The sequence below is a fragment of the Mesorhizobium sp. KR9-304 genome (assembly GCF_040049215.1).
Lineage (GTDB): Bacteria > Pseudomonadota > Alphaproteobacteria > Rhizobiales > Rhizobiaceae > Mesorhizobium_K.
On record NZ_JBDZDN010000010.1, the window covers coordinates 1 to 26,289 of the forward strand.

At 59.5% G+C, this 26,289-nt stretch carries 25 protein-coding genes and 3 pseudogenes; 10 read left to right on the top strand and 18 right to left on the bottom strand.

All coding sequences use genetic code 11. From position 1 onward, the window contains the following. Positions 1-268 (bottom strand): hypothetical protein (locus ABLE71_RS25615; RefSeq protein ID WP_348786315.1); only part of this gene is annotated, 268 nt, incomplete at its 3' end. A gap of 258 nt (positions 269-526) precedes the next feature. Here ABLE71_RS25615 and ABLE71_RS25620 point away from each other — a divergent pair. Continuing rightward, complete coding sequence (locus tag ABLE71_RS25620; RefSeq protein ID WP_348786316.1) at positions 527-1,765, top strand: TadE/TadG family type IV pilus assembly protein; 1,239 nt, start codon at positions 527-529, stop codon at positions 1,763-1,765. Positions 1,766-1,840: 75 nt separating this feature from the next. Here the strand turns inward: ABLE71_RS25620 and ABLE71_RS25625 are convergent, their stop codons facing one another. The 4 genes from ABLE71_RS25625 to ABLE71_RS25640 all read right to left on the bottom strand — a co-directional run bounded on the left by ABLE71_RS25625 (position 1,841) and on the right by ABLE71_RS25640 (position 4,286). After that, entirely contained in the window at positions 1,841-2,377 is a 537-nt protein-coding gene (locus tag ABLE71_RS25625; protein ID WP_348786317.1) for an enolase C-terminal domain-like protein, read from the bottom strand. After that, positions 2,344-2,877 (bottom strand): hypothetical protein, encoded by a 534-nt coding sequence (locus ABLE71_RS25630; protein ID WP_348786318.1) that lies wholly within the window; start codon positions 2,875-2,877, stop codon positions 2,344-2,346. The genes ABLE71_RS25625 and ABLE71_RS25630 overlap by 34 nt, the downstream gene beginning before the upstream one ends. Before the next feature lie 241 nt (positions 2,878-3,118). Further along, a complete protein-coding gene (locus ABLE71_RS25635) occupies positions 3,119-3,226 on the bottom strand; it encodes a putative RiPP precursor (protein ID WP_348786319.1) in 108 nt (35 codons plus the stop codon). Between the two features lie 181 nt (positions 3,227-3,407). Continuing rightward, complete coding sequence (locus ABLE71_RS25640) at positions 3,408-4,286, bottom strand: FecR domain-containing protein (RefSeq protein ID WP_348786320.1); 879 nt, start codon at positions 4,284-4,286, stop codon at positions 3,408-3,410. A gap of 870 nt (positions 4,287-5,156) precedes the next feature. On the opposite strand from ABLE71_RS25640, the gene ABLE71_RS25645 reads away from it, so the two are divergent. From ABLE71_RS25645 to ABLE71_RS25660, 4 genes are all read left to right on the top strand, one after another. Continuing rightward, entirely contained in the window at positions 5,157-6,059 is a 903-nt protein-coding gene (locus ABLE71_RS25645; RefSeq protein ID WP_348786321.1) for a VOC family protein, read from the top strand. 33 nt (positions 6,060-6,092) lie between these two features. Further along, positions 6,093-6,695: a sulfotransferase family protein gene (locus ABLE71_RS25650; protein ID WP_348786322.1), complete on the top strand. Its 603-nt coding sequence runs from the start codon at positions 6,093-6,095 to the stop codon at positions 6,693-6,695. Positions 6,696-6,868: 173 nt separating this feature from the next. Beyond that, on the top strand, positions 6,869-7,549 hold the full coding sequence (locus ABLE71_RS25655; protein WP_348786323.1) for a helix-turn-helix domain-containing protein: 681 nt from the start codon (positions 6,869-6,871) through the stop codon (positions 7,547-7,549). 118 nt (positions 7,550-7,667) lie between these two features. Next, complete coding sequence (locus ABLE71_RS25660) at positions 7,668-8,015, top strand: cupin (RefSeq protein WP_348786324.1); 348 nt, start codon at positions 7,668-7,670, stop codon at positions 8,013-8,015. Positions 8,016-8,274: 259 nt separating this feature from the next. On the opposite strand, the gene ABLE71_RS25665 is transcribed toward ABLE71_RS25660, so the two are convergent. From ABLE71_RS25665 to ABLE71_RS25685, 5 genes and pseudogenes are all read right to left on the bottom strand, one after another. Continuing rightward, positions 8,275-9,402 (bottom strand): PEP/pyruvate-binding domain-containing protein, encoded by a 1,128-nt coding sequence (locus tag ABLE71_RS25665; protein ID WP_348786325.1) that lies wholly within the window; start codon positions 9,400-9,402, stop codon positions 8,275-8,277. Positions 9,403-9,533: 131 nt separating this feature from the next. Beyond that, entirely contained in the window at positions 9,534-10,811 is a 1,278-nt protein-coding gene (locus tag ABLE71_RS25670) for a PEP-utilizing enzyme (RefSeq protein ID WP_348786326.1), read from the bottom strand. A gap of 638 nt (positions 10,812-11,449) precedes the next feature. Next, on the bottom strand, positions 11,450-12,823 hold the full coding sequence (locus ABLE71_RS25675) for an FAD-binding oxidoreductase (RefSeq protein WP_348786327.1): 1,374 nt from the start codon (positions 12,821-12,823) through the stop codon (positions 11,450-11,452). A 131-nt stretch (positions 12,824-12,954) separates the two neighbouring features. Beyond that, positions 12,955-13,095 (bottom strand): annotated as a pseudogene (locus tag ABLE71_RS25680) (IS3 family transposase); the annotation flags it as partial. A gap of 361 nt (positions 13,096-13,456) precedes the next feature. Next, a complete protein-coding gene (locus tag ABLE71_RS25685; protein ID WP_348786328.1) occupies positions 13,457-13,645 on the bottom strand; it encodes a hypothetical protein in 189 nt (62 codons plus the stop codon). A 169-nt stretch (positions 13,646-13,814) separates the two neighbouring features. Between ABLE71_RS25685 and ABLE71_RS25690 the strand changes: the two are divergent. Further along, a pseudogene (locus tag ABLE71_RS25690) lies at positions 13,815-14,195 on the top strand (IS1 family transposase); the annotation flags it as partial. Positions 14,196-14,218: 23 nt separating this feature from the next. Here the strand turns inward: ABLE71_RS25690 and ABLE71_RS25695 are convergent. After that, a complete protein-coding gene (locus ABLE71_RS25695) occupies positions 14,219-14,416 on the bottom strand; it encodes a hypothetical protein (RefSeq protein ID WP_348786338.1) in 198 nt (65 codons plus the stop codon). Between ABLE71_RS25695 and ABLE71_RS25700 the strand changes: the two genes are divergently transcribed. Next, positions 14,366-14,596, top strand: a complete 231-nt coding sequence (locus ABLE71_RS25700) for a hypothetical protein (RefSeq protein ID WP_348786336.1) — start codon at positions 14,366-14,368, stop codon at positions 14,594-14,596. The genes ABLE71_RS25695 and ABLE71_RS25700 overlap by 51 nt on opposite strands. Positions 14,597-16,202: 1,606 nt before the next feature. Here the strand turns inward: ABLE71_RS25700 and ABLE71_RS25705 are convergent. The 5 genes from ABLE71_RS25705 to ABLE71_RS25725 all read right to left on the bottom strand — a co-directional run bounded on the left by ABLE71_RS25705 (position 16,203) and on the right by ABLE71_RS25725 (position 19,620). Further along, positions 16,203-17,228 (bottom strand): NADP-dependent oxidoreductase, encoded by a 1,026-nt coding sequence (locus ABLE71_RS25705; RefSeq protein WP_348786329.1) that lies wholly within the window; start codon positions 17,226-17,228, stop codon positions 16,203-16,205. A 246-nt stretch (positions 17,229-17,474) separates the two neighbouring features. Continuing rightward, positions 17,475-17,702, bottom strand: coding sequence for a hypothetical protein (locus ABLE71_RS25710; RefSeq protein WP_348786330.1), 228 nt, complete (start codon positions 17,700-17,702; stop codon positions 17,475-17,477). 345 nt (positions 17,703-18,047) lie between these two features. Further along, entirely contained in the window at positions 18,048-18,635 is a 588-nt protein-coding gene (locus tag ABLE71_RS25715) for a GNAT family N-acetyltransferase (RefSeq protein WP_348786331.1), read from the bottom strand. A 278-nt stretch (positions 18,636-18,913) separates the two neighbouring features. Beyond that, positions 18,914-19,375 (bottom strand): hypothetical protein, encoded by a 462-nt coding sequence (locus tag ABLE71_RS25720; RefSeq protein ID WP_348786337.1) that lies wholly within the window; start codon positions 19,373-19,375, stop codon positions 18,914-18,916. Continuing rightward, a complete protein-coding gene (locus tag ABLE71_RS25725) occupies positions 19,282-19,620 on the bottom strand; it encodes a hypothetical protein (RefSeq protein ID WP_348786339.1) in 339 nt (112 codons plus the stop codon). Before ABLE71_RS25725 ends, ABLE71_RS25720 begins: the two co-directional genes overlap by 94 nt. A 430-nt stretch (positions 19,621-20,050) precedes the next feature. On the opposite strand from ABLE71_RS25725, the gene ABLE71_RS25730 reads away from it, so the two are divergent. Continuing rightward, positions 20,051-20,851 carry a class I SAM-dependent methyltransferase gene (locus ABLE71_RS25730; RefSeq protein WP_348786332.1) on the top strand — a complete coding sequence of 267 codons (801 nt, stop codon included), beginning with the start codon at positions 20,051-20,053 and terminating at the stop codon, positions 20,849-20,851. Between the two features lie 186 nt (positions 20,852-21,037). On the opposite strand, the gene ABLE71_RS25735 is transcribed toward ABLE71_RS25730, so the two are convergent. Further along, complete coding sequence (locus ABLE71_RS25735) at positions 21,038-21,721, bottom strand: recombinase family protein (protein WP_348786333.1); 684 nt, start codon at positions 21,719-21,721, stop codon at positions 21,038-21,040. 166 nt (positions 21,722-21,887) lie between these two features. Here ABLE71_RS25735 and ABLE71_RS25740 point away from each other — a divergent pair, with 166 nt between their 5' ends. Both ABLE71_RS25740 and ABLE71_RS25745 read left to right on the top strand, forming a co-directional pair. Continuing rightward, the gene (locus ABLE71_RS25740; RefSeq protein WP_348786334.1) at positions 21,888-23,411 is read left to right on the top strand and encodes a VWA domain-containing protein; all 1,524 of its coding nucleotides are present in this window, start codon (positions 21,888-21,890) and stop codon (positions 23,409-23,411) included. 41 nt (positions 23,412-23,452) lie between these two features. Then, complete coding sequence (locus tag ABLE71_RS25745) at positions 23,453-25,123, top strand: hypothetical protein (protein ID WP_348786335.1); 1,671 nt, start codon at positions 23,453-23,455, stop codon at positions 25,121-25,123. A 667-nt stretch (positions 25,124-25,790) separates the two neighbouring features. Here the strand turns inward: ABLE71_RS25745 and ABLE71_RS25750 are convergent. Beyond that, positions 25,791-26,289, bottom strand: a pseudogene (locus ABLE71_RS25750) (PBSX family phage terminase large subunit); the annotation flags it as partial.

Sequence of the window (26,289 nt, forward strand, 5' to 3'; positions counted from 1 at the left end):
TTTCGATCCTGGTAACTCGCACCGTGGCGAGGCCCGGTTCAACAGCACCGGTCACAATCGGGTCAACGCCGGCATCGCCTTCATGCGAAACGCAACGTCCGATCGCAGGCTGACCTTCGTGGCTCATCCTCCGCAACGTGTCCGGCAAGGCCGCACGACAGGCTTCAATCGTGGCATAGGCTTCGGGGAGCCGCATCTCATGGCATTGACGCGCATCCGGGGAGCAAGCCAACAGCACCAGCACGGCGGTAGTGATCGGGTCCAACATGGGCCGGCAACGGCGGGCGACCGGAAGAGGTTCCCGCGCGCCCTTACGTGTTGTCATGTGACTGCGCTATTTTTGCGCCTGAATAGCGTACCTTTGGTGCCGGTTGACGCAGCGCGTCGCTGTGCGGTTTTTCGTCTCCGATGTGCGGTTGGGGTCGTGCGACGCTATCGGCTAGAAGCGTAAAATTTTAGCCCTTACCTATACTGCTCTGAAATGGTCGTCCCGCATGCTGCGCTGGTTTGGCTTGGGGAATGAGCGATGTTCAGGCGTTTCTGGCGCTCGGAGTCTGGCAACTTCGCGATCATCACGGCAATCACGTCCATCCCGCTTTTGGCAGGGGTGGCTGCCGCGGTGGATTATACCCATGCTCTCAACAAAGGCGGCCAGCTTCAGAATTCGCTCGATGCCTCTGCATTGGCGATCGCCACCGCATATCACCTCGGAATGTCGGATGAAGAATTAACTGAACTAGGGCGGGACTATTACAAGCGCAACATGGTCGGCATCCTCAACGAGGGTGCGGAATTTCCGTTCGAGTATGATGACGAGTTGAGCAGCGACCTCACCGCCATCGCCAGTTCCGAAGGAAATGAGGACTTCATAATCGCCCGCTCGGCCCTCCGGCATACTGGTTTGGTGGGCGGCATCAGCTGGCCGTTGAAAAAGCGCAGCGTTGTGAAAATCAAACGCGGGCCGCTTGCCTGTGTCCTGGCCCTCGACCCAGCCGCTTCCGCGGCCGTGAAGTTCCAGGGATCGACGGATATCACGCTGGAGGGCTGCGTCATCGCCTCGAACTCCAAATCGGACAGTGCGATTTCCCGGGGCGGCTCAGCGTTGCTGACGGCCGCGTGCACGAATTCTGTAGGCGGCACAAGCGGCATCAAGACCAGTTCGAATGTTCACCTCGACTGCAGCACTCCGATGGAGAACCAGTATCCCTCATTCGACCCGTTGGCTGGGGTTGTCCCCCCCACCTATACGGGCTGCAAGAATGTGACAGGTGGCAAGACCAAGACGCTCTCACCTGGCACCTATTGCAATCAGAAGCTCTCCGGGGACATCACGCTGGAGCCCGGTTCCTATATTCTCCGTGGTGGCAGCGTGGATCTGAACGGAAACGGCGTTCTTAAAGGCGCGGGCGTAACCGTCTTCCTGATGGAGGATGCGCAATTCAGCATCAACGGCAATGAAGTGGTGCAGCTCACGCCGCCGACCTCCGGGCCTTACGCAGGTATCGTGATCTACCAGGAGAAGAGCAACACCAACACGGTCTCGATAAACGGAACGTCGGACTCCTATGTGAGCGGCTTCATCTACGCGCCCGGTGCTCACGTCTTCTATGCGGGAAATTCCGTGTCAACGACCCAGTCCCGCTGCCTGAGGATCGTAGGCAATACCGTCGAGATGACGGGTAACTCCGACCTGGAATCGGATTGCTCCGCCGAACTGGGTGGTCGAGAGATGTTCGCCGGCCGCTACATGTCGATCGTGCGGTAGGCTCGACGCTGACAACGACTTCCGTGGCCTTGAGTTCTCAGGGGTGCGCTGCCATTCGGACAAACGGCTCCCTGCCTACGCCAGGTTAGCTGCCACCACGTCCTCGTTCCATTCGAGTCCGACACCGGGCACGTTGGGAATATGCAGATGCCCGCCCTTGAGCGTGTAGGGCGTCAGCAGGAGGGGGTCAGCCCAGTCTTGCCATTCCAGCCAGTGTGCTGTCTCGGTGACCCGCAGGACATGGGCAGCTACCTCCGGATAAAGGTGAGTGGAGATTGGAATGCCAGCGGCGCCGGCTATGGCTGCTGCACGCATCCAGCCGGTGACGCCGCCGATGCGCATGAAATCGGGCATGACCAGGTCGCAGGCTTTCTTCTGAAGTGCCTTGTGCATTTCCCTGGGTCCATAGAAGTTCTCTCCCATCTGAATGGGCGTCTTCAATTCATGGGCGAGTTGAGCATACCCATCGAGATTGTCATAGACGATGGGCTCCTCGATCCAAGCAAGCCCAAGCCCGTCGATCATGTGGCATCGATGGAGCGCCTCTGCCAGATTGAGGCCTTGGTTGAAATCGACCATCAGGTGCATCTCTTCGCCAACGGCCTTGCGCACCGCCTCGACGGTTGAAAGGTCATCGGACGCTCGTTCGCGACCGCGACTGCTTTCGGCTCCTTCAGCCAGAGGCCGTTGCTGTTGTAGCATTTCACCGGACCCACCGAGCCGCCAAGCAGCACGCAGAGCGGTTGGCCAGCCGCTTTGGCGAGAGCGTCCCAAGCCGCCATGTCCAGTCCAGATGCGGCGATCATCGCCAATCCCTCGTAACCAACGAAATGGAGAGACTTCCGCGCGGCCTCAAACAGGTCGACGGGCGCAACGGGCCGACCCTTCAACATCGTGCCGAGATCGTCGATGGCCGGCACCAGGTAGCGCATCGACTTCAAGAGATAGGGTTCCAGATAGCTGCGTCCGGTGATCCCCTCCTCGGTCATGAGATCGATCAGGATGAGCGGCCATTCGGTGATCGTGGCAATTCGAGCAACAATTGGCCTTTTCAGCTTCAGCACGACTGGGCGCGCTGTGATGCCTCTCATGGTCAATGCGGGGGGGTGCATGGCTGATCTCCTGCAATCACAATCTGCCGGGGTCATCTACGCCAACTGGCCGATCTAAATACACCGTTGCGTTATACTGGAGCGGGCGCTGTTATGCCACGAGCTCCGCCGAGCGGCGAAAGGGTCCCACCTTGCCCATCCTCGAGCGCACGTTTGTAGATTGTTGTTTGTGCAGGCCACGCGTGCCCGGAAAACAGAGCGCCTGCTAGTTCAGGCGCGAAGGCAGCTAGCTGGGCATCGTTCAACCGGAACCTCGTATCGGCGAGCCGCCGCCATAATCGGCCGTGATCTTGCTCATTTTACCGCGACGCACCAACACGGGCTTCTGATAGGTCTTTTTCACAGGCATCCTCCAATTACGCCAAGCTGTAACGTGGGGCCCGGACCGTAAGGTTTGCGATGGATTACGGCCCGGGCTTAGCCGGATGCCTCGAACCCCCCGGCACACCGGGCGCATGAATTCAGGTTTGCCATCTCCAAAAGACAGTCACCACCCGGCCAGTCGTTGAACAACTACTCTGGAGTCGAGATCATCTGCCCGCATCGCCGCGCCCGTTTGGCGAGCCGTCACCACCGCCATTGCCTTTCCCGTTGTTACCCTTGCCGGGCGAAGGGTCAGGATCGGGATCGGGCGACGGACCCGGGCCAGGACCGGGACCAGGACCGGGGCCAGGACCCGGATCAGGGGCCGGTGCACTTGTCGCCGGCGACGTATTCGCCTTGTTGGTATCGAGCGACCCGGTTGTAAGGCAATCATTGCCGACCTGAAATCTGCCAGATAGCTTCTGGTAGCCTGTCATGAACGGCAAGGCACGGGCATTTTTGAGCTGCTTCAACGCATTGGAACTGACGCGCGCCGGCTGGCTCACACCTCCTCCTGGGGTCGCAACAATAAAATCGCACCGGCGGCGCAGATCGCGACAGCCATTCGCGCCACAGAAGCGAACCGATCCCGTAAGCAGCACAACAGCAGTCGTTCCGCCGGAACCGACATAGACGTCGAAGGCGGTGCCTCTGATGCCGATCGTGCCTGCCGGAGTGTTTATCTTGTAGGCGGATGACTTTGAACCGCCGCTGATCCAGCGGAAACTTCCTTTGGCAGCGTTGATGGTCAAGTCGTTCACGGACCTGCTGCCGTTGAAGACAAAGCTGTCGATTACAACCGAAGAGTTCCAGCCGACTGCCAACTTTGTCCCATCACGAAAAATGAACTCGCCAAGCCCAGTGCTCGATGTTCGAATTCGCTCGTCGCGATGCACCGGAGATTTGGTGGCAAGCGGGCGGCCATCGCCCGTTACGGACGTCTTGATCAGGGCGGCTTGGCCAACCTGCTCACCGGCCGCGTCTAGTGTTCCGATACCGAGCACCAGTGGGCTGACAATCAGCACCCGGCAAAGCCATGCATGCATTGTCTCGCCCCACCCAGGTATAACGGCGAATTTTCAATGGTTAAGAAGACACTAATGCATAGGTGCCGAGTGTCAATCATATACCAATGTCTTGCTTAATGCCGGTGGGCAGCAGACCGGCGAGCGTCGTGACCGCAGGCGCAGACCGCTAGTTGCCCCCGGCCGCCGCTGACCGGTCCGACTGACCGTGGGAGCGGGCGCCTTGGGCGAACTAGGCGCCGGGTGGCGGACAGCCGGACCGGGCCGGAACTGTTAAGCCCACGGCGTTGTCAGAATTGTTCGTGGTTGGCAAGCGGCGCAACGTATCGCCGGTTGCATCGAAGCGCGGTCAGAAGAGGTCGGCAACTACTTCCCCGCACCACAGTTGCCTATGCCTCGCCGCCGGCTTGGATTGATACGTGAAGTAGTATTCTCAAAGGTCAGGGTCCGGACTCTTGGCAAACCGGCGACGGCGACGCAGAGGGCAACACCACGCGCACTGTAAAAATCACGACGCCGTTCATTTCGATTTTTTCGAGTTCGACGCTCCGCTCCCCCCATGGCGTGCCTCCCAGGGTTGTGCGTGTGAGGCGGCCCGGCTGGATGGGGTGCGGGTGGGCATTCCAGCCGGGTCTAACCGGATGCCTCGTCCACCCGGCTGACTCATTAGCATCTGCTGATTTTGCGGAAATTCAATCGATATCACCAAACCAGGCGGCCGGCCACGAGATCCCGCCACACGGCAACGTTAGTCGCTTTCGTTCCCGATGGCAGCCTACGCACAAAAGCCCTTCCGCGGCGAATACCCCCCGGAGCGGTCGACCCGAAATGGGCAAGACAGGCATATCTTTCGCAGCTAATGTTTCAGCGGCGCAAGGGAGACAAAGGCCGATGATGAGTCAAGAATTTCTGGCCAACGCCACCCGTCTTGGCCCGGTTCATCTGCGGGTCGTCGACATTCCAGCCGCCTTGCCGGTCTGGTTCGACGTGGTCGGCCTCTCGATCCAGGCTTCGGACGGCGGGGTCGCCGAGCTCGGCGTCGAGAGCAAGACCCTTATTGTGCTGCACGCCGGAGCAACAACCGTCCTGCCGTCGAAGTCCCGCGATCTTTTTCATGTCGCCATCCATGTCACGACACGCAAGGAATTGGCCCGGGTAGCCGCCCGGCTGCGTGCCTCCGGCTTGAGGCACAGCGCCCAGGATCACCTGATCTCGGAATCTCTTTACGTTTCCGATCCTTCCGGCAACGGAATCGAGAACTGCTTCGACACGCCCGAGCGGTTCGCTTCCAGGGGAGAGACGGCTAGCGGCGGTGTCTTGCTTTTAGCCAAGGACGGCACAAGGCATTCCGGGCTTGAAACTCTGGATATCGATCGACTGCTGCATGAGCTCGATCCGGCGGACCGTGCCAAAGTTCCGCTGGCGGCGGATACCTTCATCGGTCACATTCATATGCGCGCGCGGTCGCCCGAAACACTGATGGCGTTCTACCTCGGCGCGCTTGGCTTCAGGCCACATATCCAGTCAGCAACGTTTGGCCTGTTCGACTGCGGCACCGAGCAACGCCCACACATGGTGGCCTTCAACATCTGGGCTCGCGACGAGCTAAAGGAGCCACCGCTCGGCGCCGCTGGTTTGGAGCATTTCACCGTCGTGCTTCCCACCCGGGAAGACCTCGCGGCCGTCGCGCGACGTCTGGGCGATGCGCACGTGTCCTCGCAGCAATCGGATGGGGCGCTGGACCTCTCCGACCCTGAGGGAAATCGCCTGCGGATGGTGCTCGCAGGCAACTGATCTAAAGGCCTGTTGGCCTGAGCGGGAGGGGGGATGGCGATCAGGGTAATCGGAACGGGCTTTGGCCGGACAGGAACGGATTCGATGCGCGAGGCGCTGACCTTCCTTGGCATCGGCCCCTGCCACCACATGTTCGAAGTCATGGCAGATAAAGAGCAGAAGCGGCTTTGGCGTGCGCTTGCGAAGGGCGCGGCACCAGACTGGAACCAGCTGTTTGCCGGCTACGCGTCCTGCATGGACTGGCCCTCGGCGCACTATTGGCGTGACCTGATTGAGTACTATCCGGACGCCCAGGTCATCCTGACATACCGGTCGCCGGAAAGCTGGTGGGAAAGCTTCGAGAAAACGATCCTGGCAGGCATCAACCAGAGCACGGATCAGCAGTCGCTGGGTCTCGCCTTGATCTCCAAGCAAGTCTTCGACAGCCGGCCGCATGATCGCGCCTATGCCATAGCCGTCTACGAAGCCAATGTAAGGGCGGTCATTGCGACGGTCCCGCCGGGTCGGCTGCTGGTCCACGATCTGGGCGACGGATGGGAGCCGCTCTGCCTGCATCTTGGCGTGCCAGTACCGAACCAGCCTTATCCCAATCGCAACAACACCAAAGACTTTCAGTCGGCTCTTGCCCAGCACTAGTCTGAGGGACATCCTAGCGGTTGCCGCGTCGTCGTTACCGACACAAATGCCTTCATGAGCCCTGACATACGTCTGCTTTCCCCAAAATGGGTCAAATATCACTCTCAAGGCGCTACACTTTCAGGACTCGACACGCTTACGTCAAACGGTAATCCTCGCTCAACGAGGTCATCATGCCGATCAACAAGTTTGCCCTATTTTGTCCAATGGTGAGGGCTTGCGACATGCTTGAGCCCCGCTGGACTTTGTTGATCCTGGCGGAAATGGCGACAGGCGTAACGCACTTCAACGACATTCGCCGAGGAGTGCCAGGTATTTCGCCGGGCCTGCTCAGCAAGCGGCTTAAACAGCTCGAAGCCAATGGTCTTGTCGAACGTATTGCAGACGAAGCGAGTGCAGCCGTTGATTACGTGCGAACCGACGCTGCTCGTGAGCTAGATCCGATCATGGAAGCGCTAGGGCGATGGTCCTACCGTAATACCGACGCCGATGAGCAACTCTGCAATGTCGATCCCCAACTGCTGATGTGGAACATGCGCCGGAAAATACGAGTCGGTGCATTCCCGCAGCGTCGGGTTGTGCTGAAGTTCAGCTATCCCGCCCACGACCGAGACCCGCGCAACTTCTGGCTGATCGTGCGTCCTGGCGAGCCGGTCGATGTCTGTTTTGTCGATCCCGGCCATGATGTCGACCTTTTCGTGACTGCCGATTTGCGTGCAGTGGCATCAGTGTTTTTCGGAAGGTCCCGATTGGCAGACGAATTGCGGAGCGGCAGAATTGACCTGCTCGGGTCGATGGCGCTTGAACGCAGCATCGAAAGCTGGTTCGGACTTAGTTCGTTTGCCACTCAGTAGGGTAAGCCGTCCGCGCTAGACCCCAGGGCAAAAGCCCTACGACAACGATTACGAAAAATCCGAGCGAGATGAAGGTGAAGAAACAATATCAGGAAGGCCGTGAGGGGAGAGACAAGTGATGGAAGGAATGTTGAAGGCGTTCGATCAGCCGGATGAGGTCCGAGAATTTCCTTTTGGGCGGTTTGAAATCGTCCACATCGCGGGTGTTACTCTTGGGCGCGCCACTTATCAGCCCGGTTGGAAATGGTCGGTTCACAATGCTCCGTCCGCCGGAACTCAACTCTGCCATGCGCCGCACACGGGAACCGTCCTATCGGGCCATGGGGCCGTCCAATATGAGGATGGCCGTTTCGTCGACTTACTGCCAGGTACGGTTTTCTACGTTACGACAACGCCCCACGACAGCTGGGTGGTGGGAGACGTGCCTTATGTGTCACTGCACGTCCTGAAGGCGGTCGCCCACTGAGGCGCTGGCCGGCTGTATCGATGCGATTGTTACGTCGCTGGAAACGCCCGAAGAGCGCGACGCCGACGATCCGCATCACTGAACGAAAGGAGGATTTCGGCGGGAAACGGTCGCGTCCGGAACGCCAATATTTTGCAACCCGTGTGGCGAGGGCCTTAGTCGACTAGCCCTAGTTGCCGGGCGATGGTGGCGCTATCGTAATAGTCGCGACCCTCAACCACCAGATTATCTCGGACTCGCATCACAGAGCTCGTGGCCGTCAGGGCGCCCGCTCGTCTCCACTTGAGGCCGAACGCAGCCGCTTTGCCAGTGCCTCCAGCAGTTTCCATCCGATGGTTCCGTTCCTTTCGACAAGCGGGCGGAACTCCCAGAAGGTCAGGCCGTAGCAAACTAGGTCGGTCGCGGCGGTCACGGTCGCCGTGCGCGGCCCGCCGTCAATCAGCGCGACCTCCCCGAAGTGGTCACCCGGGCCAAGCGTGGCTACGGTGACGCCTTTGTTCGATACGATGGCCTCTCCGGAGTCGATGACGAAGAACGCTGCCCCTCCGGAACCCTCGATGATGATGGTTTCGCCTTTTTTGAAATGCCGTTCCTTTAGCAAGCGACGGATCTGCTCGGTTTGCCTTCGATCCATGCCGGCAAAAAGGTCGACGTGCTGCATCACGACGACAGGATCGCGCCGGCCAGGGAGCGGCGGCGCACTGCGCGCTTTCTCGGTGGTGACCGCTCTGCACTGCAGCAAATAGAGCGTCCCGTCCTGGAAGGCCCATTCGATGTCGCGGCGCGGGCCGTAAATCTTCTCGCAGCGCAGTGCCAGTTCACCTAGAGCGGCGAGTTGGTTGTCGTCTAGGCAAATCTGGGTTGTCTGCGCGGGTTTCACCTGCTCCTCGAAGGTTCCTCCGTTTGGCAGCGAACGAACGGCGATGCGCTTACGTCCCGCCTTGCACTCCAGCACCCGCCCCGAGCGATCCAGGCGGAAATGATCAGGAACGACGAGACCGGCCACGACGGCTTCGCCAAGACCCCAACTCGCTTCGACCAGGCGCTCATCCGCGCCAGTGACGGGATTCTCCGTGAACATGACCCCGGCGACCACAGGGTTGAGAAGCGTCTGGACAACAACGCCAACGCTTGGCCTAGTCATCAGGCCGACGCGCTGGCGATAGGTAATGGCGGCGTCGGAGTTCGCGGACCACCACACCTCGCGGACGGTGTCCGGAATGTCGGCGGCCGAATGGACGTTGAGGACTGTAAGGTGCTGCCCGGCAAAACTTGCCGCCGCGCTGTCTTCGTCGACTGCGGATGACCGCACAGCAAACGGCGCTGACAAGCCGGAGACGGCCTTCTTGAGCATCTCGATCGCGTTCGGTTCTTCGGCCGCGATCATCTCGACCAGATCGCCCGAAAGAGCGACGCCGGGCGGGATCGGCAGGCCGGCGCGCGCAGCATCGCCAAGGCCGACGGCTTTCGATCCATAGAGAGATGTCTGGCGGGCCTTTGCAATTTCGACGGCTTTTTTCACCCAAGCACCGTGACTTCGCCCGCATCTCCGTCGACACGGACGCGCATGCCGTCGGTGATGCGACCTGTCGCTTCGCGTGTGCCGACTACACCAGGAATGCCGTATTCGCGCGCCACGATCGCCGCGTGCGATAGGAGCCCGCCATTATCGGTGATGATCCCGCCGAGCAGCGGGAGGAGGATGTTGAAGGCCTCGGTCGTCGACTCCGTCACGAGCACGTCGCCCTTGACGATCCGGCCGAACTCGGTCGGCCCCGCAACGCGGCGCGCCGGCCCTTCGTAGACACCTCGACTTGCCGCCAGACCGAAAAGAACGCTTTCCTCATTCTGGGTCGTCGAACTGCCGAAGAGATGGCCGAGCGCAAGAGTGACCGCCCGCATGAGGCGGCCCGCCGCGGGAGGCAGACCGGAGGGGTCGGGCGGGGGTGGCGGAACCGGGCCAAGTGAAGTCGGGACGTCCTTGGCGGTGTGCGCCGCTCTGTATGCCGCGCGGGTGGCAAGCTCCTCCGCCGACGGACCACCGGAACCGGCAACAAGTGCGCACATTTCGTCGAGGCTGGCGTCGAGCATGTGAAACGGATTGGCGAGTTGGCCGGCAACTCGTCTGCCGGCAGCGAGGGCGGCGCGGCGCATGAGGCCTGATGCCCAAATGTCGCTGTAGACGCCACGTTCGTCGCGGAGGCGGTAGTTGGTGCGGGCTTCGTTCAGCAGTTCATCAAACTGCTTCTGGTGCTCGGCGGGAACCTGGGCGCGGACACGGGCAATTTGCGCATCAATATCCCTATTTGCCCTGCCTTCTCCTGAAATGGCTCCCCTTATGGCTTTGATCAATGCCCCAGGCAGTTCGATCGCCGAGGGTTCGGCGATGTCGAAACCATCGATAAGCCGGTTGCCGACAAGATCGAGATAGCCGGCGATGGCCGCGCCGGTTTCACCGCCACGCGAGCGCAGATCGGCGAGTATCTGCGCGGGATCGCCGTCGGCTTCAAGCGCGGCGCGGGCCGACGGGTCCTTCGCGAACGCCTCCTTCATGCGCTCCATTTCTTCTGAGCCGCCTGAGGAAACCGTAGAGGCGCCCTGCATCAGACCCAGAAGCTCGGCGGGCGGCAGCCCAGTCCAGTCCTCTACGTGGGCAAGGAAGTCCCCGACCGGCAAAATGGCGGCTGCGGTAAAGCGCATATGCTGGGTGATCATTGCCGCATGATGATCTCGGCAGCGCCTGAGGTACGCCACGAGGTCAGCGTCCGCGAGCGTGTCCGGATCGATCGCCTGCAATTCCCGGTGCATCGCAATCGAAGCTGGTTTGCAAATCTCATCCCATTCGCGAAGCTGCTGGCGCCAGAGTTTCGATCCGAAGACCTGTTGAGCGCGCTTGAAGCGCTCCGGAGCTTCCGACTCGGGCGCAGGCACCACCTGCTTGTAGGCGAAGCCTCTGACATAACCCATCTGGATGCCGTCTATAAGCATGCCGTAAAGACGGGCGAACTCGGATGTGCCCTGCTTGAAAGCTGGCGGATGGGTTTCCTGAAAATAACGGGTCAGCGGACGCGGAAAATGCACCGGATCCTGGTCCCAGAAACCCGACCCCGGTGGATCGAGATCGAGCTTCGTTGAGGTGCCTGACATGACCTGGTTCCTCCTAGGTAAGCCTCCGAGACTTATATGTCGTCAGACGGCCGCGGAACGGTGGCAGCCGTCAGAACAGGCCAAGCCGGCGGTTCGCTGATCAATACCGGCACGATGTCAGATCGTTCCAGCCCACATGAGTGGAAGCGTAGCACATGGACCTCGAGTTCCTAGCATCTCACCGGCTGAAAATTCCGTTCGTTCGGATGGTCCGCCAGGGCTAACGTGTCCACTGTGCGCCTTGCCTCCTCTCCCCGCCGGGGAGAGAGGCGATAGGCGATGGCGTTTCAAGCCATCGGCCTAATGTTCTGGTTAAGGTGAAAGACATTGCCCGGATCGTACTTGGCCTTGATCTTCTGCAGCCGCGGATAGTTCACGCCGTAGGCCGCCGCCGCGGTATCGGTCGCTTCGTCATCGCCAAGATAATTGGAATAGCGCCCCGAACTGGTGAACGGCTGCATGGCGGCATAGGTCTCGCGCACCCAAGCCGTGCAGGCCGGTGTTGCGGCGGGGTCCATCCACTGCCCCAGCACCAGAAGATTATAGCCTTCGGCACGGTGCGGGAAGGCCGTGGCATCGGGCGCCACCCGGCAGGCGGCGCCGTGGAAATGTTCCACCAGCATACCTCCCATGGGAGCCGGGCATCTGGCGTAGCAGTCGATCATCGTGTCGATCGCCGCATCGCTCAGTTCACTGAGGAAACTCGACTTCCAGTAATTGAGCGCACCCTTCGGATTGCCGGCATCGAGGATGGTGTTGAGCGTGCTGTAGGGAATGGGACCTAACGCATCCATCACCGGCGGCCCGAAGGCCTTGAGCGGGTGCATCGTCGCTTCGCCGGCGGCGAGATCGCCGCAATGGGCCGCAACCAGGACCACCATCTTGGCTCCCGAACCGTCGGGTGCATTCACCAGCGCGCTGAAGGCGCCAAACTCGTCGGGCGGCGACTTGGTCACGCCACGAAAATACTGCAGCACATCACGCGCTTTGGCGAAGGGATGGGCGACGAGGCCACCGGTGACTATCGGTCCCACCGGATGCAGGTTGAATTCAAATGAGGTAGCCACGCCAAAGTTGCCGCCGCCGCCGCGCAAACCCCAGAACAGATCGGCATTGGTGGCTGCACTAGCCGTCAGCACCTTGGCCTCGGCTGTGACCAGTTCGACGGAGATGAGGTTGTCGAGCGACAATCCGTGTTTGCCCATCAGCCAGCCGATTCCGCCGCCCAATGTCAGTCCCGCAACACCGGTCGTGGAAATGAGGCCGCCGGTCACGGCAAGACCGTGAAGCTGGGTCTCGCGGTTGACGTCGCCCCAGGTGGCGCCGCCCTGCACCCGAGCGGTACGCTTTTTCGCATCGACGTGAATGCCCCGCATCGGCGAAAGGTCGATCATCAACCCGCCTTCGACCGTTGCCCGCCCGGCCACATTGTGGCCGCCGCCGCGAATGGCGATCTCCAGGCCTTGCGCCAGCGCCAGCTTCACCGCATCGACGACATCGGCGGTGTTCCGGCATTGCGCGATAAGTGCCGGATGCTTGTCGATCATCCCGTTGTGCAACTTGCGCGCATCGTCATAACCCGGATCGCCGGGAACCAGGAGGCTTCCGCTGAACGAACTGGAAAGCGTGGCGACAACCTGCGATAGCGGCGTTTGCGGCATGTTCTCGCCCCCATTGAAACTGCGACGGTAAACCCGAGCCCGGCCAGGTGCCAAAAAAATGAACATAGGCCAGGACAGTCACCCTGGTCGAGGTGCTAAAGCTGCAAATATTTGGGTTCCTGCCGAGCGTCAAAATACAGGCTCTCAGCAATTCCTTCACGCCGACACAGAGCCGCGATCGACTCCTCGCCGCGCGGGCCATCAAGCACAATGCGGATCTTCTCTTCGGCGCCATACTGCTTGCGGGTAGCTCGCCGAATATCCTTGATCACTGTTTCTGCAGGGCGCTTTTCGGTCCCGTAGGATCCTTTGAATGGCTACGATCAACCAGAGATCCTCCCATCTCAATCAGCCCAGTTTCGTCTCATTGGCGCTGATCCTGGACAGCACCGGGTTTGGCGGTGCGGCTGTATCCGGTCAGTGCATCAGGGACTTCAGGCGGCCCCTGAGGGTCTCAATTCGTCACCGGCCCGCTCCGCAGCGAGGTGGTCGCCGCCACCGGGGGCAACCTGTTCGGACCACCGCGCAGTGTGGTGCGGCATCAACTGGATCTGCCCACCGATGATCACGATCCGCTTGAATGCTCCTTGTCGCCGGCGTCCCGCGCTGCGTCCAGTTGGCACTACCCGAGCTTCACGGCCGTCGCCTCGAGCACGGACCTGAACGCCGCCATGTCGGTGTGAGCCGTTCTTCCGCAACGTCGCCCACGACGAGCGTACCGCCGCGGCTGAGCACGCCGCCATGCAGCATGAGATTGTCGATGAAGCCCATGTCTTCGATCAGGATGCCGTTGGGGCCGCGCTCCACTCCCGAGAGTCTCAACGATCCCTTGGGAGCGGGCGTCCAGGACCGACTCGCAGGCTACGCCGCTCGTGGTACGCGCCATCAACATCCGCTACAGTTGGATCGCCTATTGAGGCCGGGGGAGCTTCCGACATGATTTCACGCGACAGCATCGCCGAAGCCTATTCGCGCATCGCCGAACATAACGAAGGGCCGCTACAGCCCCGCCGAATGCACTGGCGCAAGGAAGATGCGGGTCGAAGGCGACCCCGACGAGCGCCACGTCAGCACGTCATTTGTCGAACGTCAGAACCTCACGATGCGGATGCACATGCGCCGCTTCACCCGCCTGACCAACGGCTTCTCAAAGAAGGTCGAGGCTCACGCCAACGCGGTAGCGCTGCACTTCATGTACTACAATTTTGTGCGTATTCATGCTTCGCTGCGCATGACTCCGGCAATGGCTGCCGGCGTCACTGACAAGCTTTGGGAGATCGGCGACATCGTTGCGCTGATCGAGGCTAAGGAAGCTGAGATGGCCACTATTCGCGGTCCCTACAAAAAGCGCAGCCTAGGCGTAGGGGGATAGAGCACATGAGAATGATCGCTCATTCAAAGCAGCAGTTTGAAGACTGGCGAGATGGGGTACGAACACGCATGCTTGTATCCGCCGTCAATGGTGCGGCTCAGCTTTGCATATTTGAGCAATGGATATCGCCCGAGACAGGTGCGCCTACACACCATCATCCGGTCGAAGAAGTGCTGACTGTCGTAAGCGGCAAAGCCGAAATGTGGATCGATGACGATCATGCTGTCCTGACAGAGGGGGGCTTCACTCGTCGTACCGGCCCATCGCAAACACGGCTTCCGCAACGTCGGTTCGCAACTTCTACATATCAACGCTGTCCTAGCTTCTTCGATATTCGAGGCGACCTTCGACAGCGTCGTTGTTCAGCGGTGGCAAATTTCAAACTGACCCACTACCCCTGATATAGGCCAGGCAGATAGCGATCCAAAAGGCTGCGCAGACGGCAACAATTAGTAGTGGGCCGTAGGGCCAGCGAGGTTCAGCACTTTGACGGAAGACGCGTCCCTCCCTTGTTGAAGAGCCCGCCGCTGCTGAGTTGGAATTCGGCGGGCTCCTATTCAGCGCTCGGCGAATGCCCCAGCCCCCGTGCCAGTGCGCTACGCCCAAATACGCGGACGCTTACCGGGAACGCCGGCATCCCTGATGGTGCAATTGCTGTGCCGGCGTTTTTGTCTCGGAATGGGACGACGACGGCGACCCCATCGTGAACACCGATGCAGATGGCTAACGGACAGGTTAACGCGAGTAGCAGTGTCGTGGTGCTTACGGCCATTTAGGCCGTCCAACCCGTCGAGGCCCAACAGGCGGAGCCAGCCCATGTCAATCCACGTCCGAGTTGTTATCCCGAGCACCGTCCTGTGTGGCGGCAGCGCGGGGCCATCGAGGCTCAGCGCTTCTTACAGGTGATTGAGGTGAAGCGGATTTTCCGACCCCAAGTGTTCTGGATCGATCTAGGGATTGTCTTCCTGCCTTCTTCACACTGGGCTGAGGTTAGGTCGGAAGCCTGAAAGCGGACCGGAACAGGACCGGCGTTGCCCTCCCAAGTAACGAAGCCAATGATGACCAGTGTGAACAACGATGTCTCCTCATGGGCTCGACCTACTGGTCAACTGCCACGGCAATGATCCAAATGGTCCGCCATATTCAGTTCCGGTCGCGCTGATAGTGTGCGAGCATGATGTTATCGCTCAGATCCATTATCTTCGGCTGAACCGCAACGGCTTTGGCGGGTAAGCCGAAGGTCGTTGGCATTACAACTCGCGTTGGCCAAACAACTCGCGTTGGCCAACCGCTGATCGGATATCCTACGATGTTAGGTTCCCATCTCATAACCGTCTCCTAGTGCGCGTTTTGGCGCAGCGTTCTTCTAGCGGGGCCATGATTGGGCCCGGGAACAGTCAATAGTTGAAGTTTCGGGAATAGGTGCAGACTTGGAAACTGCTAACAACCAGGCACTGATACACAACGCACGCGTCAAGGTTAGGTTCCAAAGTGGGTGCCAGCCAGGGCGCGCAAAAGCCCCGGCAGGCTCCTTAATCTGGCGGCAACGCTGATGGAATGGGGTCCGTTGATTGTCGCCAGTTTCGAGGGTCAGTTCCCTCTTTGGGACGCTCTTGTGCTGCCCGCCCCCGCCTGCCGGCCGGCCTCAGCCGCTCGTCCTAATTGGGCGTCTAGTTTGAGCGTTCCTGACGAAGAGCCTTAGCCATACTGTTTTGCTAAGCACCGTCGTCTGGACGGTTTAAAGGTCACCACGCATCGGACCAGGTGACCTGCTCCCCTGGTTGTCCGCGTCTATAAGTTAGCCCTGTTCACGTTGTGAACTGCTCCCCGTCTTTGGATCGCCCCGGGCGCTGCGGGCCTCGGGCAACGTCGAGAACAGCGTGTCATTGAGATGGCGTAGTTGGGACTTCGGTTCCGGAGACGCCGGTGCTTTCCTGCGCGGCATGATCAACAGCTGGGAAGGAGGCAAATATGGCTGATTCTTGGTTTAGGAAACCGCTGTTTGACTCACTGAGAAACTCGCACCAATAGCTTGCCGAAGTTGCGCCCCTTGAGAAGACCGATGAAGGCCATCGGCGCGTTGGCGAGGCCTTCGACGATATCATCGCGATATTTGATCTTGCCCGCTTGCAGCCAGGCAGAAACGTCCCGGCGGAAGTCCTCGATCTGCGGGTCGAAATCCGAAACGATAAATCCTTGAACCGTCCATCGCTTCGTCAGCACCGCTCTCATAAACGCAACCAGACGGTCGGGACCATCCGGAGGTCCCACATCACTGTAGTGGGCGACCAAGCCACAGACGGGAATGCGGGCAAAATCATTCAGCAGGGGAAACACTGCGTTCCAAACATGCCCGCCGACGTTTTCGAAATAGATATCGATGCCGTCCGGGCAGGCGCAGCGCAACTGTTCAGGCAGGCTGGTATCAAGATGGTCCAGCGCGATGTCAAAGCCGAGTTCTTCCGTGACATAGCGACATTTCTCAGCGCCGCCGGCAACTCCAACCACCCTGCAGCCGTGTAATTTCCCGATCTGGCCGACCAATGAGCCGACCGGCCCGCTGGCCGCTGCAACAACAAGTGTTTCGCCCTCTTTCGGCCGGCCGATATTGAGCAGTCCGGTATACGCTGTCTGGCCTGGCATCCCGAGGACCCCGAGGGCCGCCGAAATTGGCGCAACATCAGGGTCGACCTTCCGCAATCCGGTGCCGTTTGAGACAGTGAATGTCTCCCAGAAATTATAGCCATCTACAATATCCCCGACCTTCAGGTCGGCATGGCGGGATTCGACTACCCGACTGACCGTATCGCCTTTCATCGCCTCTCCCAACTGAACGCGGGGCGAGTACGACCCGCCGTCGTCCATGTGGCCGCGCATGTAAGGGTCAAGCGACAGCCAGAGCGTCTGCAGCAGCACTTGGCCAGGTTGCAAGGTAGGCAAAGGAGTCTGCTGCATTTTGAAATTCTCTGGGCGTGGCTCGCCCCGCGGACGTGATGCAAGAACAATCTGTTCAGCAATGCGGGAACTGGTCATGCTTTGCTCCTAGCAAGCGCACGCGGGATCGAACCGATCGATAGTCTTGCCTTTGTTAACTGCCTGGCAGCCGTGTTTAACTCCCCAACAAACTTGCCCTAGGTTGCGAGTGCGCGGATTGATGGCCAAACAGAGAGAGGCAGATTTTCGGAATGATCATGTTGAGACTGGTGGCGTCTTGAACGCGCACCATCCGTCTGCATCACGATATAACCCTACCAACATCGAAGACCTTTCGGCGCGGAGCTATGGTCGGCTCTCGTTCACCTCGGCCTCTTCGGCGCGCGCGATGATCTCCTCAAGGTTCGCGATCGTCTTCCTATCCTGCTCGATGCGACCGTCATTGACCATGACCCACTTACCGTGGTCGAGCTCCCGAACCTCGAACTTACCGGCGTGCATCATCTCGATGCCGTGCCTGAGTTGTGCGATGGCTTGCTTGCAGTGAACTATGGTGTCCTGGCGCCAGCTCATGGTGGCCTCCTCCCTACTGCCCACCTCTCAGCATACAGGAAAATTGTCCCCTTCGCGACGAGGCACGATTGAGCGAGATCAATTCTCTATTTCCCGAACCCTCTGTGCTCCAGGGCAGGAGGCACAGGTCGGCCATGATCTTCAGGGCAGGGACTTTTCTCCACCAGGCGGCCAGGAAGTGGTCGATGATCGCGCCGCCTTTGAGGCGAACGACATAATAGCAGCAAGGTACATGATGGAGGAATGGCTGGCAGCGAGAGGCGAAGTGCTTCTTCCCGACAGCCGTTCGGTTGCTCCTTGGCGGTGATGTCCACTACGCCCGGAAACTGGAGGATGGCTTGTCGGCTAGCGGGGTTCGCGCAGCATCGGGAACATCGGTGGCGAATCGCCCGATCGAATCTCTCCCAAAACCCGAAAGCCATGGCGCTCATAGAGCTGCCGGTTGGCGGGGCTGGTTGCTTCTAGATAGGCGGGTTGTTGATCGCGATCACAGGCAGCCAGCCCATGCCTCATCAATTGCGATCCGTATCCCCGCCCCTGGAACACAGGATCAACCCCAATCAAGGGAATGTACCAGTGGGGTTCATGGGGATGAAAACCGGCCATCTGCTCGAATAGGGACAGCACTCCGCCAAGCTTCGGCTCTGACATGTTTTGTTCAAAGAGTTCCCCCATCGGACCATCGTCCGGTTGAACCCCCGGCGGCAACCACTGTGCGACGCCGGAAAAATCGCCAATCACATAGGCCGAGCCGTGGTCAAAGGATTTGCCGCCAAAGAGCGTCACTAGTGGCATGAAAGTATTTATGTACTGAAGCGGGTCAGGCCAGGCCCAACGTGCCACCGGATCGGTGCTAAACGCCATCGCCATGGCAGCTTCAAACCGATCCTTGTCCGATCTGGTGGCCGGGCGGATATCTAGCGCACTGTCCATGTGGCTGGCTTAGTTTTGATCGGTCTTCGACGACAAGATGACCATCAACCCGGCTGCGATCTTGCCTAGTAGCGCCTCTCGCCTGACAAGCTTCGGTTTCGAATTTGATTCTTCATCGTCCAATCCCGCTTGGAACTTTAGCAGGGTCTCATGGAACGGTTGGTCAGTCAATTTGTCGCGGTCCATCACTGGCCCGGTTGACGCCGACCACTTCGCGTTCTTCCTGAGGACTTCGCCTTCGTGGGCGGGCAGGTCGGAGAAATTGAGATACTGAAATGTCAGCCAGCGAGGGATTCGAGAATGCTTGCGAGTTCCTGCGGTTTCATGGTGAATACCGAGTGTTGCGAGGCAATCTCGATCGGGATGACGCCTAGCAAAGCGGCGAAAGCGCGCTGCCGTTCAAGGTGAATGATCTGGTCCTCGGTGCAAAGGATATAGGAGCGGGGGACCTCTGGTATGCCGGTACCTGGCCAGGGTTGGTAGATCGCCTGCATGCCTTGCTTTCGCTGGGTCGCTCGCAGGAATGCAAGATAAGCATCACGCTGTTCCGCTGGCACCAGTGAGGCGAGCAAGTCGAAATCGAAAGATCGCGACCCGTCGCCATTGTCCACGGAGACCGACATGATTGCCGCTTGCGTTTCGGGACCTATAGCCTCGTAGATTGATTGCCCCGGCCGCGGCACGATAGCTGCTGCGTAGACGAGTCGGTCGACCGCAGTCTGGGCGGCAACGAGGGGAATCGTAGCGCCACCAAATCAAGAAGCCATTTGGTAGAGATTTCCTCGGCCACCGCCGCGGCCGGCGAAGTGTCGTAGATGGCAGCGTTCTGTCCCCAGGCAGATGTCAGCCAGTCTGCTGCGATGCCGTCTGGCGCCAGCTTGTTGATCCGGACAGTTGGCGTGTTGCCAATCGTATCCAGAATGGAACCGGCGACGCCGCTGGCTGGCTTGCGCGGAGCCGGCGCGGGGCGCGAGGACAAGGTCATGTTGCAATCCTTTCTTTAGCCAAGGACACCACAGGGATGTCCGAAAAGTCTTGGCTTGGCGGCTTCGCGCGATCTCACCGGCTGGCCGGCTCCTGCCCGTGCAAAAGGCACGAGCAGCGCATGGCTTACGCTTGGACGATGGGCAGGTCCAACCAATTTGCAGTGGCCCGGTATCACTACCGATAGTGGAGGGGGTCATTTCCACTCGACCATCGGCAAGCTGGATCATCTCGCTGCTCTCGATTGGTGAGCACATCCCCAGACCTTGGAACGGATACCGTCTATGTTAGGATGCAGCCGATTACGGCGACGCCGAACCGACGGTTGTGGACTGCCCCTGGTGGTTAGACAGGCCCCGCCTATCGTTGGACCGCCTACCTTGGCAAGGACCTACCAAGGTCATAGCATCATCGCAGCTTTGGAGGTTTCGATGGTATCGAGCTTTAATGTCCAAGATGCGGCCGGCTACGAGCAACTCATGGGTCGCTGGAGCAGGAAACTTGCACCACAGTTTATTGGCTTCTCCGGCATTGCCGATGGCGAAAAGGTTCTCGATGTTGGCTGCGGGACCGGCAGCCTCACGTTCGAACTGGCACGAAACAGCCGACTGAAGGAAATCGCAGCAATCGACTTCTCGCCGGTCTTTGTCGCGGCAGCGAAGGCCCGCAATACCGACCCGAGAATTAGTATCCAGCAAGCCGATGCCTGCGAGCTTCCCTACCAAAACGGCGTTTTTGACCGGGCCTTGGCAATGCTGGTTCTGCACTTCGTGCCAGAAGCAGGAAAGGCAGTGGCTGAGATGCGCCGTGTCGTGCGGTCGCGGGGAGTGGTCGCTGCCGTCGTGTGGGATCATCTTGGCGGGATGCCGGGGATGAGGATGATGGTGGACACAGTGGCGGCGCTCACTGAAGGCGGGCGACAGCTCCGTGGCCGCTATTGTTTCCAGCCGATGATGCAGCCGGGAGAAATGAAGACAACGTTCGTCGAGCAGGGGCTTCAGGGGGTGGAGGAAGCAGAGCTGATGATCCGCATGGATTATAGTAACTTCGACGACTATTGGGCTCCCATCGCTGCAGGCGAGGGTCCGCTGGGTAAGTATGTGATGACGCTCAACTCTGATGAGCGTGCCCGCACAGACTCTGCGGTTCGTGCTGCTTACGAGGCGGGGCAACCCGACGGACCGAGGTCTTTCGCGAATGTCGCTTGGGCGGTTCGCGGCATCGTCCCGTGACGCTCGCCGCAACACCGGGCTACCCGGAGCCTGAGCGAATCATCGCCCAAAGAACCAAAACGGAATCCCGACGGCCGATATGAAGCGAGATAGTCCGCGGGCCGTTAGCGGATCGCCGCAATCGAGCCCATCTCAGCCGCGAACACGGCAACTTCTCTGCCCCTGCGTGAGATCGATTTATCCCGCTTATAAAATGCCGTGTTGGCGAGCCAGGACGTTTCTGACATTCGACACTTGCCATCGGCCGCCTCGGGCAGTCCGGATTCCCCGGGCTTCCAGCGCCGCGGCAATGCCCCGCAGGCTTGTAATGCCCGCTCGCTGGATGGTGCGGATGATTGGGATAATCTCACCGGCAAAGCAATCTGCCTGTCCCAGACTTGCCGCGCGTCCCTTTGCTGCGGCCAGCGCCGGCGACCGACGGTTACCGAGCCGCGCGCCGTGTGCCTTGCGGGCAGCAAGTGCCGCCTTCGTCCGTTGCGATATAAGCTGGCGTTCCTTCTCGGCGAGCGCGGCGTAGAGATGGAGCATGAATGGGTCCGCATCGGCGCCAAGCTCTGCGACTATGAAGGGGATGCGGCTGGCCATCAGGCCCGAGATGAACGCCACGTCGCGCGACAGGCGATCGAGTTTGGCGACGATTACCGGACATCGCGCCTGTCGAGCCGCAGCCAGGGCTTGGGCGAGGTGAGGGCGCCTGTCCAGCGCATCGTAGCCCTTGCCTGTCTCGACCTCGACATACTCCCCGATCAGCTGAAAGCCTTCGGCGTTGGCGAAGTGCTCCACACGCGCCCGCTGCGCCTCGATGCCAAGTCCCGATCGACCCTGCCTCTGGGTAGACACGCGATAGTAGGCGATTGCGCACTGCGACATGGAAATCCCGCTGGTGTTCAGACTGCAAACCACCGTTTGCAGTTTGCTCACAAGCCCGAACTAGCCAAGTAAACATTTGAGAAACTCGACTGTTTTGCGCCGGAAGCGACCAAACGGTTGCGAGTAGTGGGCCCGGCCGCAATTGGCCAAAAGCTGACTGGCAGCTTTGCGGCGCGAATCCTCAAGCGGTGACAACGTTGCCAATGTCCAAGCGAAGAAACTAAGCCCGTGGATAGAGGTTGGAACGTCACTCTTGGCTGTTATTTCGAAGGGGTGTAAGGTTACCTTTGCAAGGTCGATGAGGGGGGTTTCCATGCTTCTGTCATTGCGTGCCACCGTTGCTGTTGCGGCGCTTTTCGCCAGCGTCCTCGCTCCCACCGCACATGCCGCCGATACAAACGTCCTTTTCATCTTCGACGCCTCTGGCTCGATGAAGAAGGAAATCGAGGGCAAGCCACGTATCGACGTTGCGATCGGCGCATTTGTGAAGACGGTTCTTGCCATGCCTCAAAGCACCCGGACCGGCTTGATGATGTTTGGCGCAAGGCGCTCAAAGGACTGCAGCGACATCGAGATGATTTCCCCGATCGGGGCTCAGGACACAAATATGCTGGTCCTGCCGATGGCTGGACTGCAAGCCAAGGGTGAGACGCCAATCGCCGAGGCAATTCGGCAAGGATCGGAAAGCTTCAAGGAATTCCAGGGCGCGAACAATTCGATCGTATTGCTCACCGACGGCATCGAGGAATGCGGGGGTGATCCGTGCGCCGCTGCAGAGGCGGTGAAGAGCATGGGCATCGACCTTAAGGTCAACATCGTTGGCTTCACGCTCGATCCGTCGCAGCGGGCGGCAATCGAATGCCTGGCCTCGACGACGGGCGGCACCTACTACGATGCGGCCAACGCGGACGCGCTCACTGAATCTCTTGCTCAGGCCACTGAAACGGAAGCCGTCGCCCAGCCCGAGCCGCCTCCCGCCGAGCCTGCGCTCCCAGCCGTCAAACCCCGCAAGGTGATCTTCACAGAAGAGTTCGAAGGGACTGACCTTTCCCCGGAGAACTGGGAGGTCGTCAACCAGAATACCGACAGCTATATCGTCGAGAAGGGCAACCTGATGACGATCAGCGCGGCCACTGGCGGGCTTGCCAATGCGGAACTGGCGAATGTGTTCAAGCTGAAGCAGGCGCTTCCCGAAGGGGACTATACGGTGACTGCGAAATTCAAGATCGAATTCGCCACCGGAACCGAGTCAGTCACGCTCGGACTGTTCGAAGACAAGGACAATTTCATCGCTGCGAGCCTCAATGCCTGGTACGCGAGATATGGCGAGGACTGGCTGGAGACCGATCTGACCAAAATGTCCAAGGGCGAGGCCACTGGGTTCAAGGCCAAGTCGATGGTGACATCTGGCACCGGCTATGCAGATGCTCCCTCCTACGTCGCCGCAGTCAACGCGATCGAACAGCCGATCACGCTCAAGCTCGTCAAAGAGGGGCGAGAGTTCCGAGCGGCGGCTAATTTTGCAGGCCAGAAGGACGACAAGGGCGAGCCGGTCTGGATGACGACGGAGCCCATATCGTCTCTGCGGCCGCCCTCGGCGCTTGTTCTCACCACGTCGCAAAGCGCCAGCGAGGGCGGTGAATCGACGTTCTTCATCGATTCGATCACCATTGACGTGCCGGCGGAGTAGGAGCGGATACCTCGGTTTCGGTCGACACTATGGAGGGTTTCATGGTGCGAATATCGTCCCTGTTCTCAACCGTTTTCTGTGCCTTGATCGTCCTGTGCAATGTCGTGTCTGCAGAGGAGGAGAAGAAGCCCAAGACGGCTTCAGAAATGATCTACGGACAAGCGGAGAAGCTCGTCCTGGGAGCGATCCCCGGTGTTGAGGATTTAGCCAAGCCGGTCATTGAAGCGATAAAGAAAGAAATCATTTCGATTGAAACCGCCCACAGCACTACCGCCACTTTTGTGGGAGACGGCAGTGACGTTCATGTGGGCGTAGGCGACGTATATCAGCTCAACGTCAAACTGTTTTTCAAACGCGAAACGCGGCTGACGGTTAAGTCGACGGTTTCGTTGACATGGAAACCAGTCAACTGGACTTACGGATACGATGTATTTGTCGGCGACAAGCTGGCTTACAGCCAAACATTGGTCACGAGACAGCCTACATCCGACGCCACCGGAATTTTTGTGTGGGGTGAGGAATACTCAGTAACAAAGTCCATCTACTTGCTGGCCAGTTCCCTTGAGAACAGCGACTGTCAGGGCGAAGGATCCGCAATAGTCACGATCCGGTCCTGGATCAAGGAAGAGGCGCGAACACAAACCAAAGAGATTGATTTTCCGACAACAAAATATGGCCCGTGGAAGCAGGAAACGACTGAAGTAGCAGAAAGCAGTTCAGTGAAGTCCGCTGGCAATGCTGCTGGGGCGGGCCAGCTGGCCATCGTCATTCACAACCCCTGGTCAATCGGGTTCGAGGAGTTCCCGACAAAGGTCAATCATTCGAATGCGAGTTACAACGCGAATATCGATTTCAGCCTGAAACAGAGAAGGGACTTTCCTCTCTTCAACATCGGTAGCCCGCCCTCCGAGATGAACCTCATTACCCGCATCACTCAGAACTCAAGCGCACACTTCGATTTGAAGGCGCGGAAGCCGCGGGAAGGCCATTTGAGCTTTGGTGATAAATCGGAATTGCTGTTCCTTTATCCCTATCACTTCGAGCAGGGCGTGGACTCGCACTTTCCCAACGGCGGCGACCAGAAGATCACGTTCTCGCTGGAGGCGGAACTCGTGGGCGAACGTCAGCTGAAGGCTGGTAGGGGGCAGAAATTCGAATGGCGCGTCTATCCTAAAATCGTTACCCCGACCGAAACAGTCTGCGGGCGTTTTGTCTGGGACGTCGTCGACCAGGAAGAAATCAACGAGGTCGACCCGTGTCTCGTCGGCAGCTGGGTGGCGACCGAAGTCGCCTTTCTCGACCAGAGCCTTCACTTCAGGACAGGTGGCACTGGGTTCCGCGTCACCTTTGCCGCCGACGGAATTCAGACCACCGATTACTCGACAATGGCTCCAATCGTCATTGGCAACGACGCCTGGCGGTTCAAGGGAACGGCGTATGCAGCCATAAAGACAAAGGAGAAAACCGCCAAAATCCAGGGGGAGATCGGCGGACCAGGCGTTCTGGTCCATCTCAGCGCGAAGTTCCCCGAAATGCCTTACATGCCGACATTGAGTCTTGGACCCGGCGGTCTTGGCAGCACAGAGGGCGACAACAAGTATGTCTGCGAAAAAGACACGCTGAGTTACAAAACCTCGATCGGCAAGGGCATGGGTGCGGCACGCAGTTGGCCGCCGCAGTTTGCGGTGAAGCTGAAACGGCAGGCTGGATGATGAACCGGATGCGAATCCTTGCTACCGCATCGACCGACGAGCTCCGTCACTCCCAGATATCACGCGACCCGACACAAGCTCGCTGGGGGACCTCGTGTACCTACCCCTCGTTGACAAAATCGGCGCGCGAATTCGTTCTATCGCCGGCACCCCCCCGCGCAGCCGCGAAGCCGGGGACCTTAGTGGAGGCTAGTGTTATTCAAGCGGCTCGGAGCGCGACGGGGCCGAATAGCCACACCGGTCGCTGGTTACTTCGTCTTGTTCGTCACAAGTGCGATGCCAGATTTGCTTTAACGGGCTCTATGGTAGTCAAGGTGCCTCATCTGTGGTGTGACCAGAACAGGTGGAGACCGCGGAACCCGAGCGTGAAAACCGGCGGGTTGCAATTCGCCGCATCACGCCGCTGCTGCGGGCGGGACTAGAGTGAGGATTATGCTCAACGAGCATCTTCTTTAGGGCGATGCGTCCGATGCCGCGAGCGTTTCGCTCCGGGGCGTCGACATGTCCTGGCGTTGCCGGGGGTGCCAACGCTGTTAAACGCTCGTTAAGCATAATGCCTCACTCTGAGGGTCGCGGATCCGGTTGTGAGTACCGCCTCGATTGACTCAGGCCCGCTGTCACCCCGGCGGGCCTTTTTTCCGTTCGTAGGTCAGCTTCCCACCGGCACTCAGACGACCCAGCTCATGTCGCGCATTGGAAGTACGATGGGCCGCTTCTTTGGCTCCTCGTAGGCGACGCACATCAACCCGAATGCATCGGCGCCGTGAGACGACCAGTCATGGTCGGGACCAAGCCCGATGTTGCGGGCCTCATCATGCTTCTCGTGATACCAGCCAAGAGCATCGAGACCGGGCGAACAGGGCTCGGCATTGAACCAGATCGACGGGAACAGCCGGCGGCCGGCCTCGACCCGCTTCATGGCGGCGCCTTTGCCCTGGTTGGGCACGGTGGTGACGAAGAAGCCTGCCGAGCGGATGTGATCCTCGAAACGGATTGCCGTCACTGCATCCTCCTGCGATCCATCATGCGGCAGGTAGCATTCAGCGTTGCCGTAGTCTTTCGATCGCAGCCATTCGAGATGGGCTCCCAGCGGCTGTCGCACGGCCTCGTAATAGTCGAGCACCCTGATCTCGCGTCCGACGAACTGTGCAATCCAGATCGCGGTG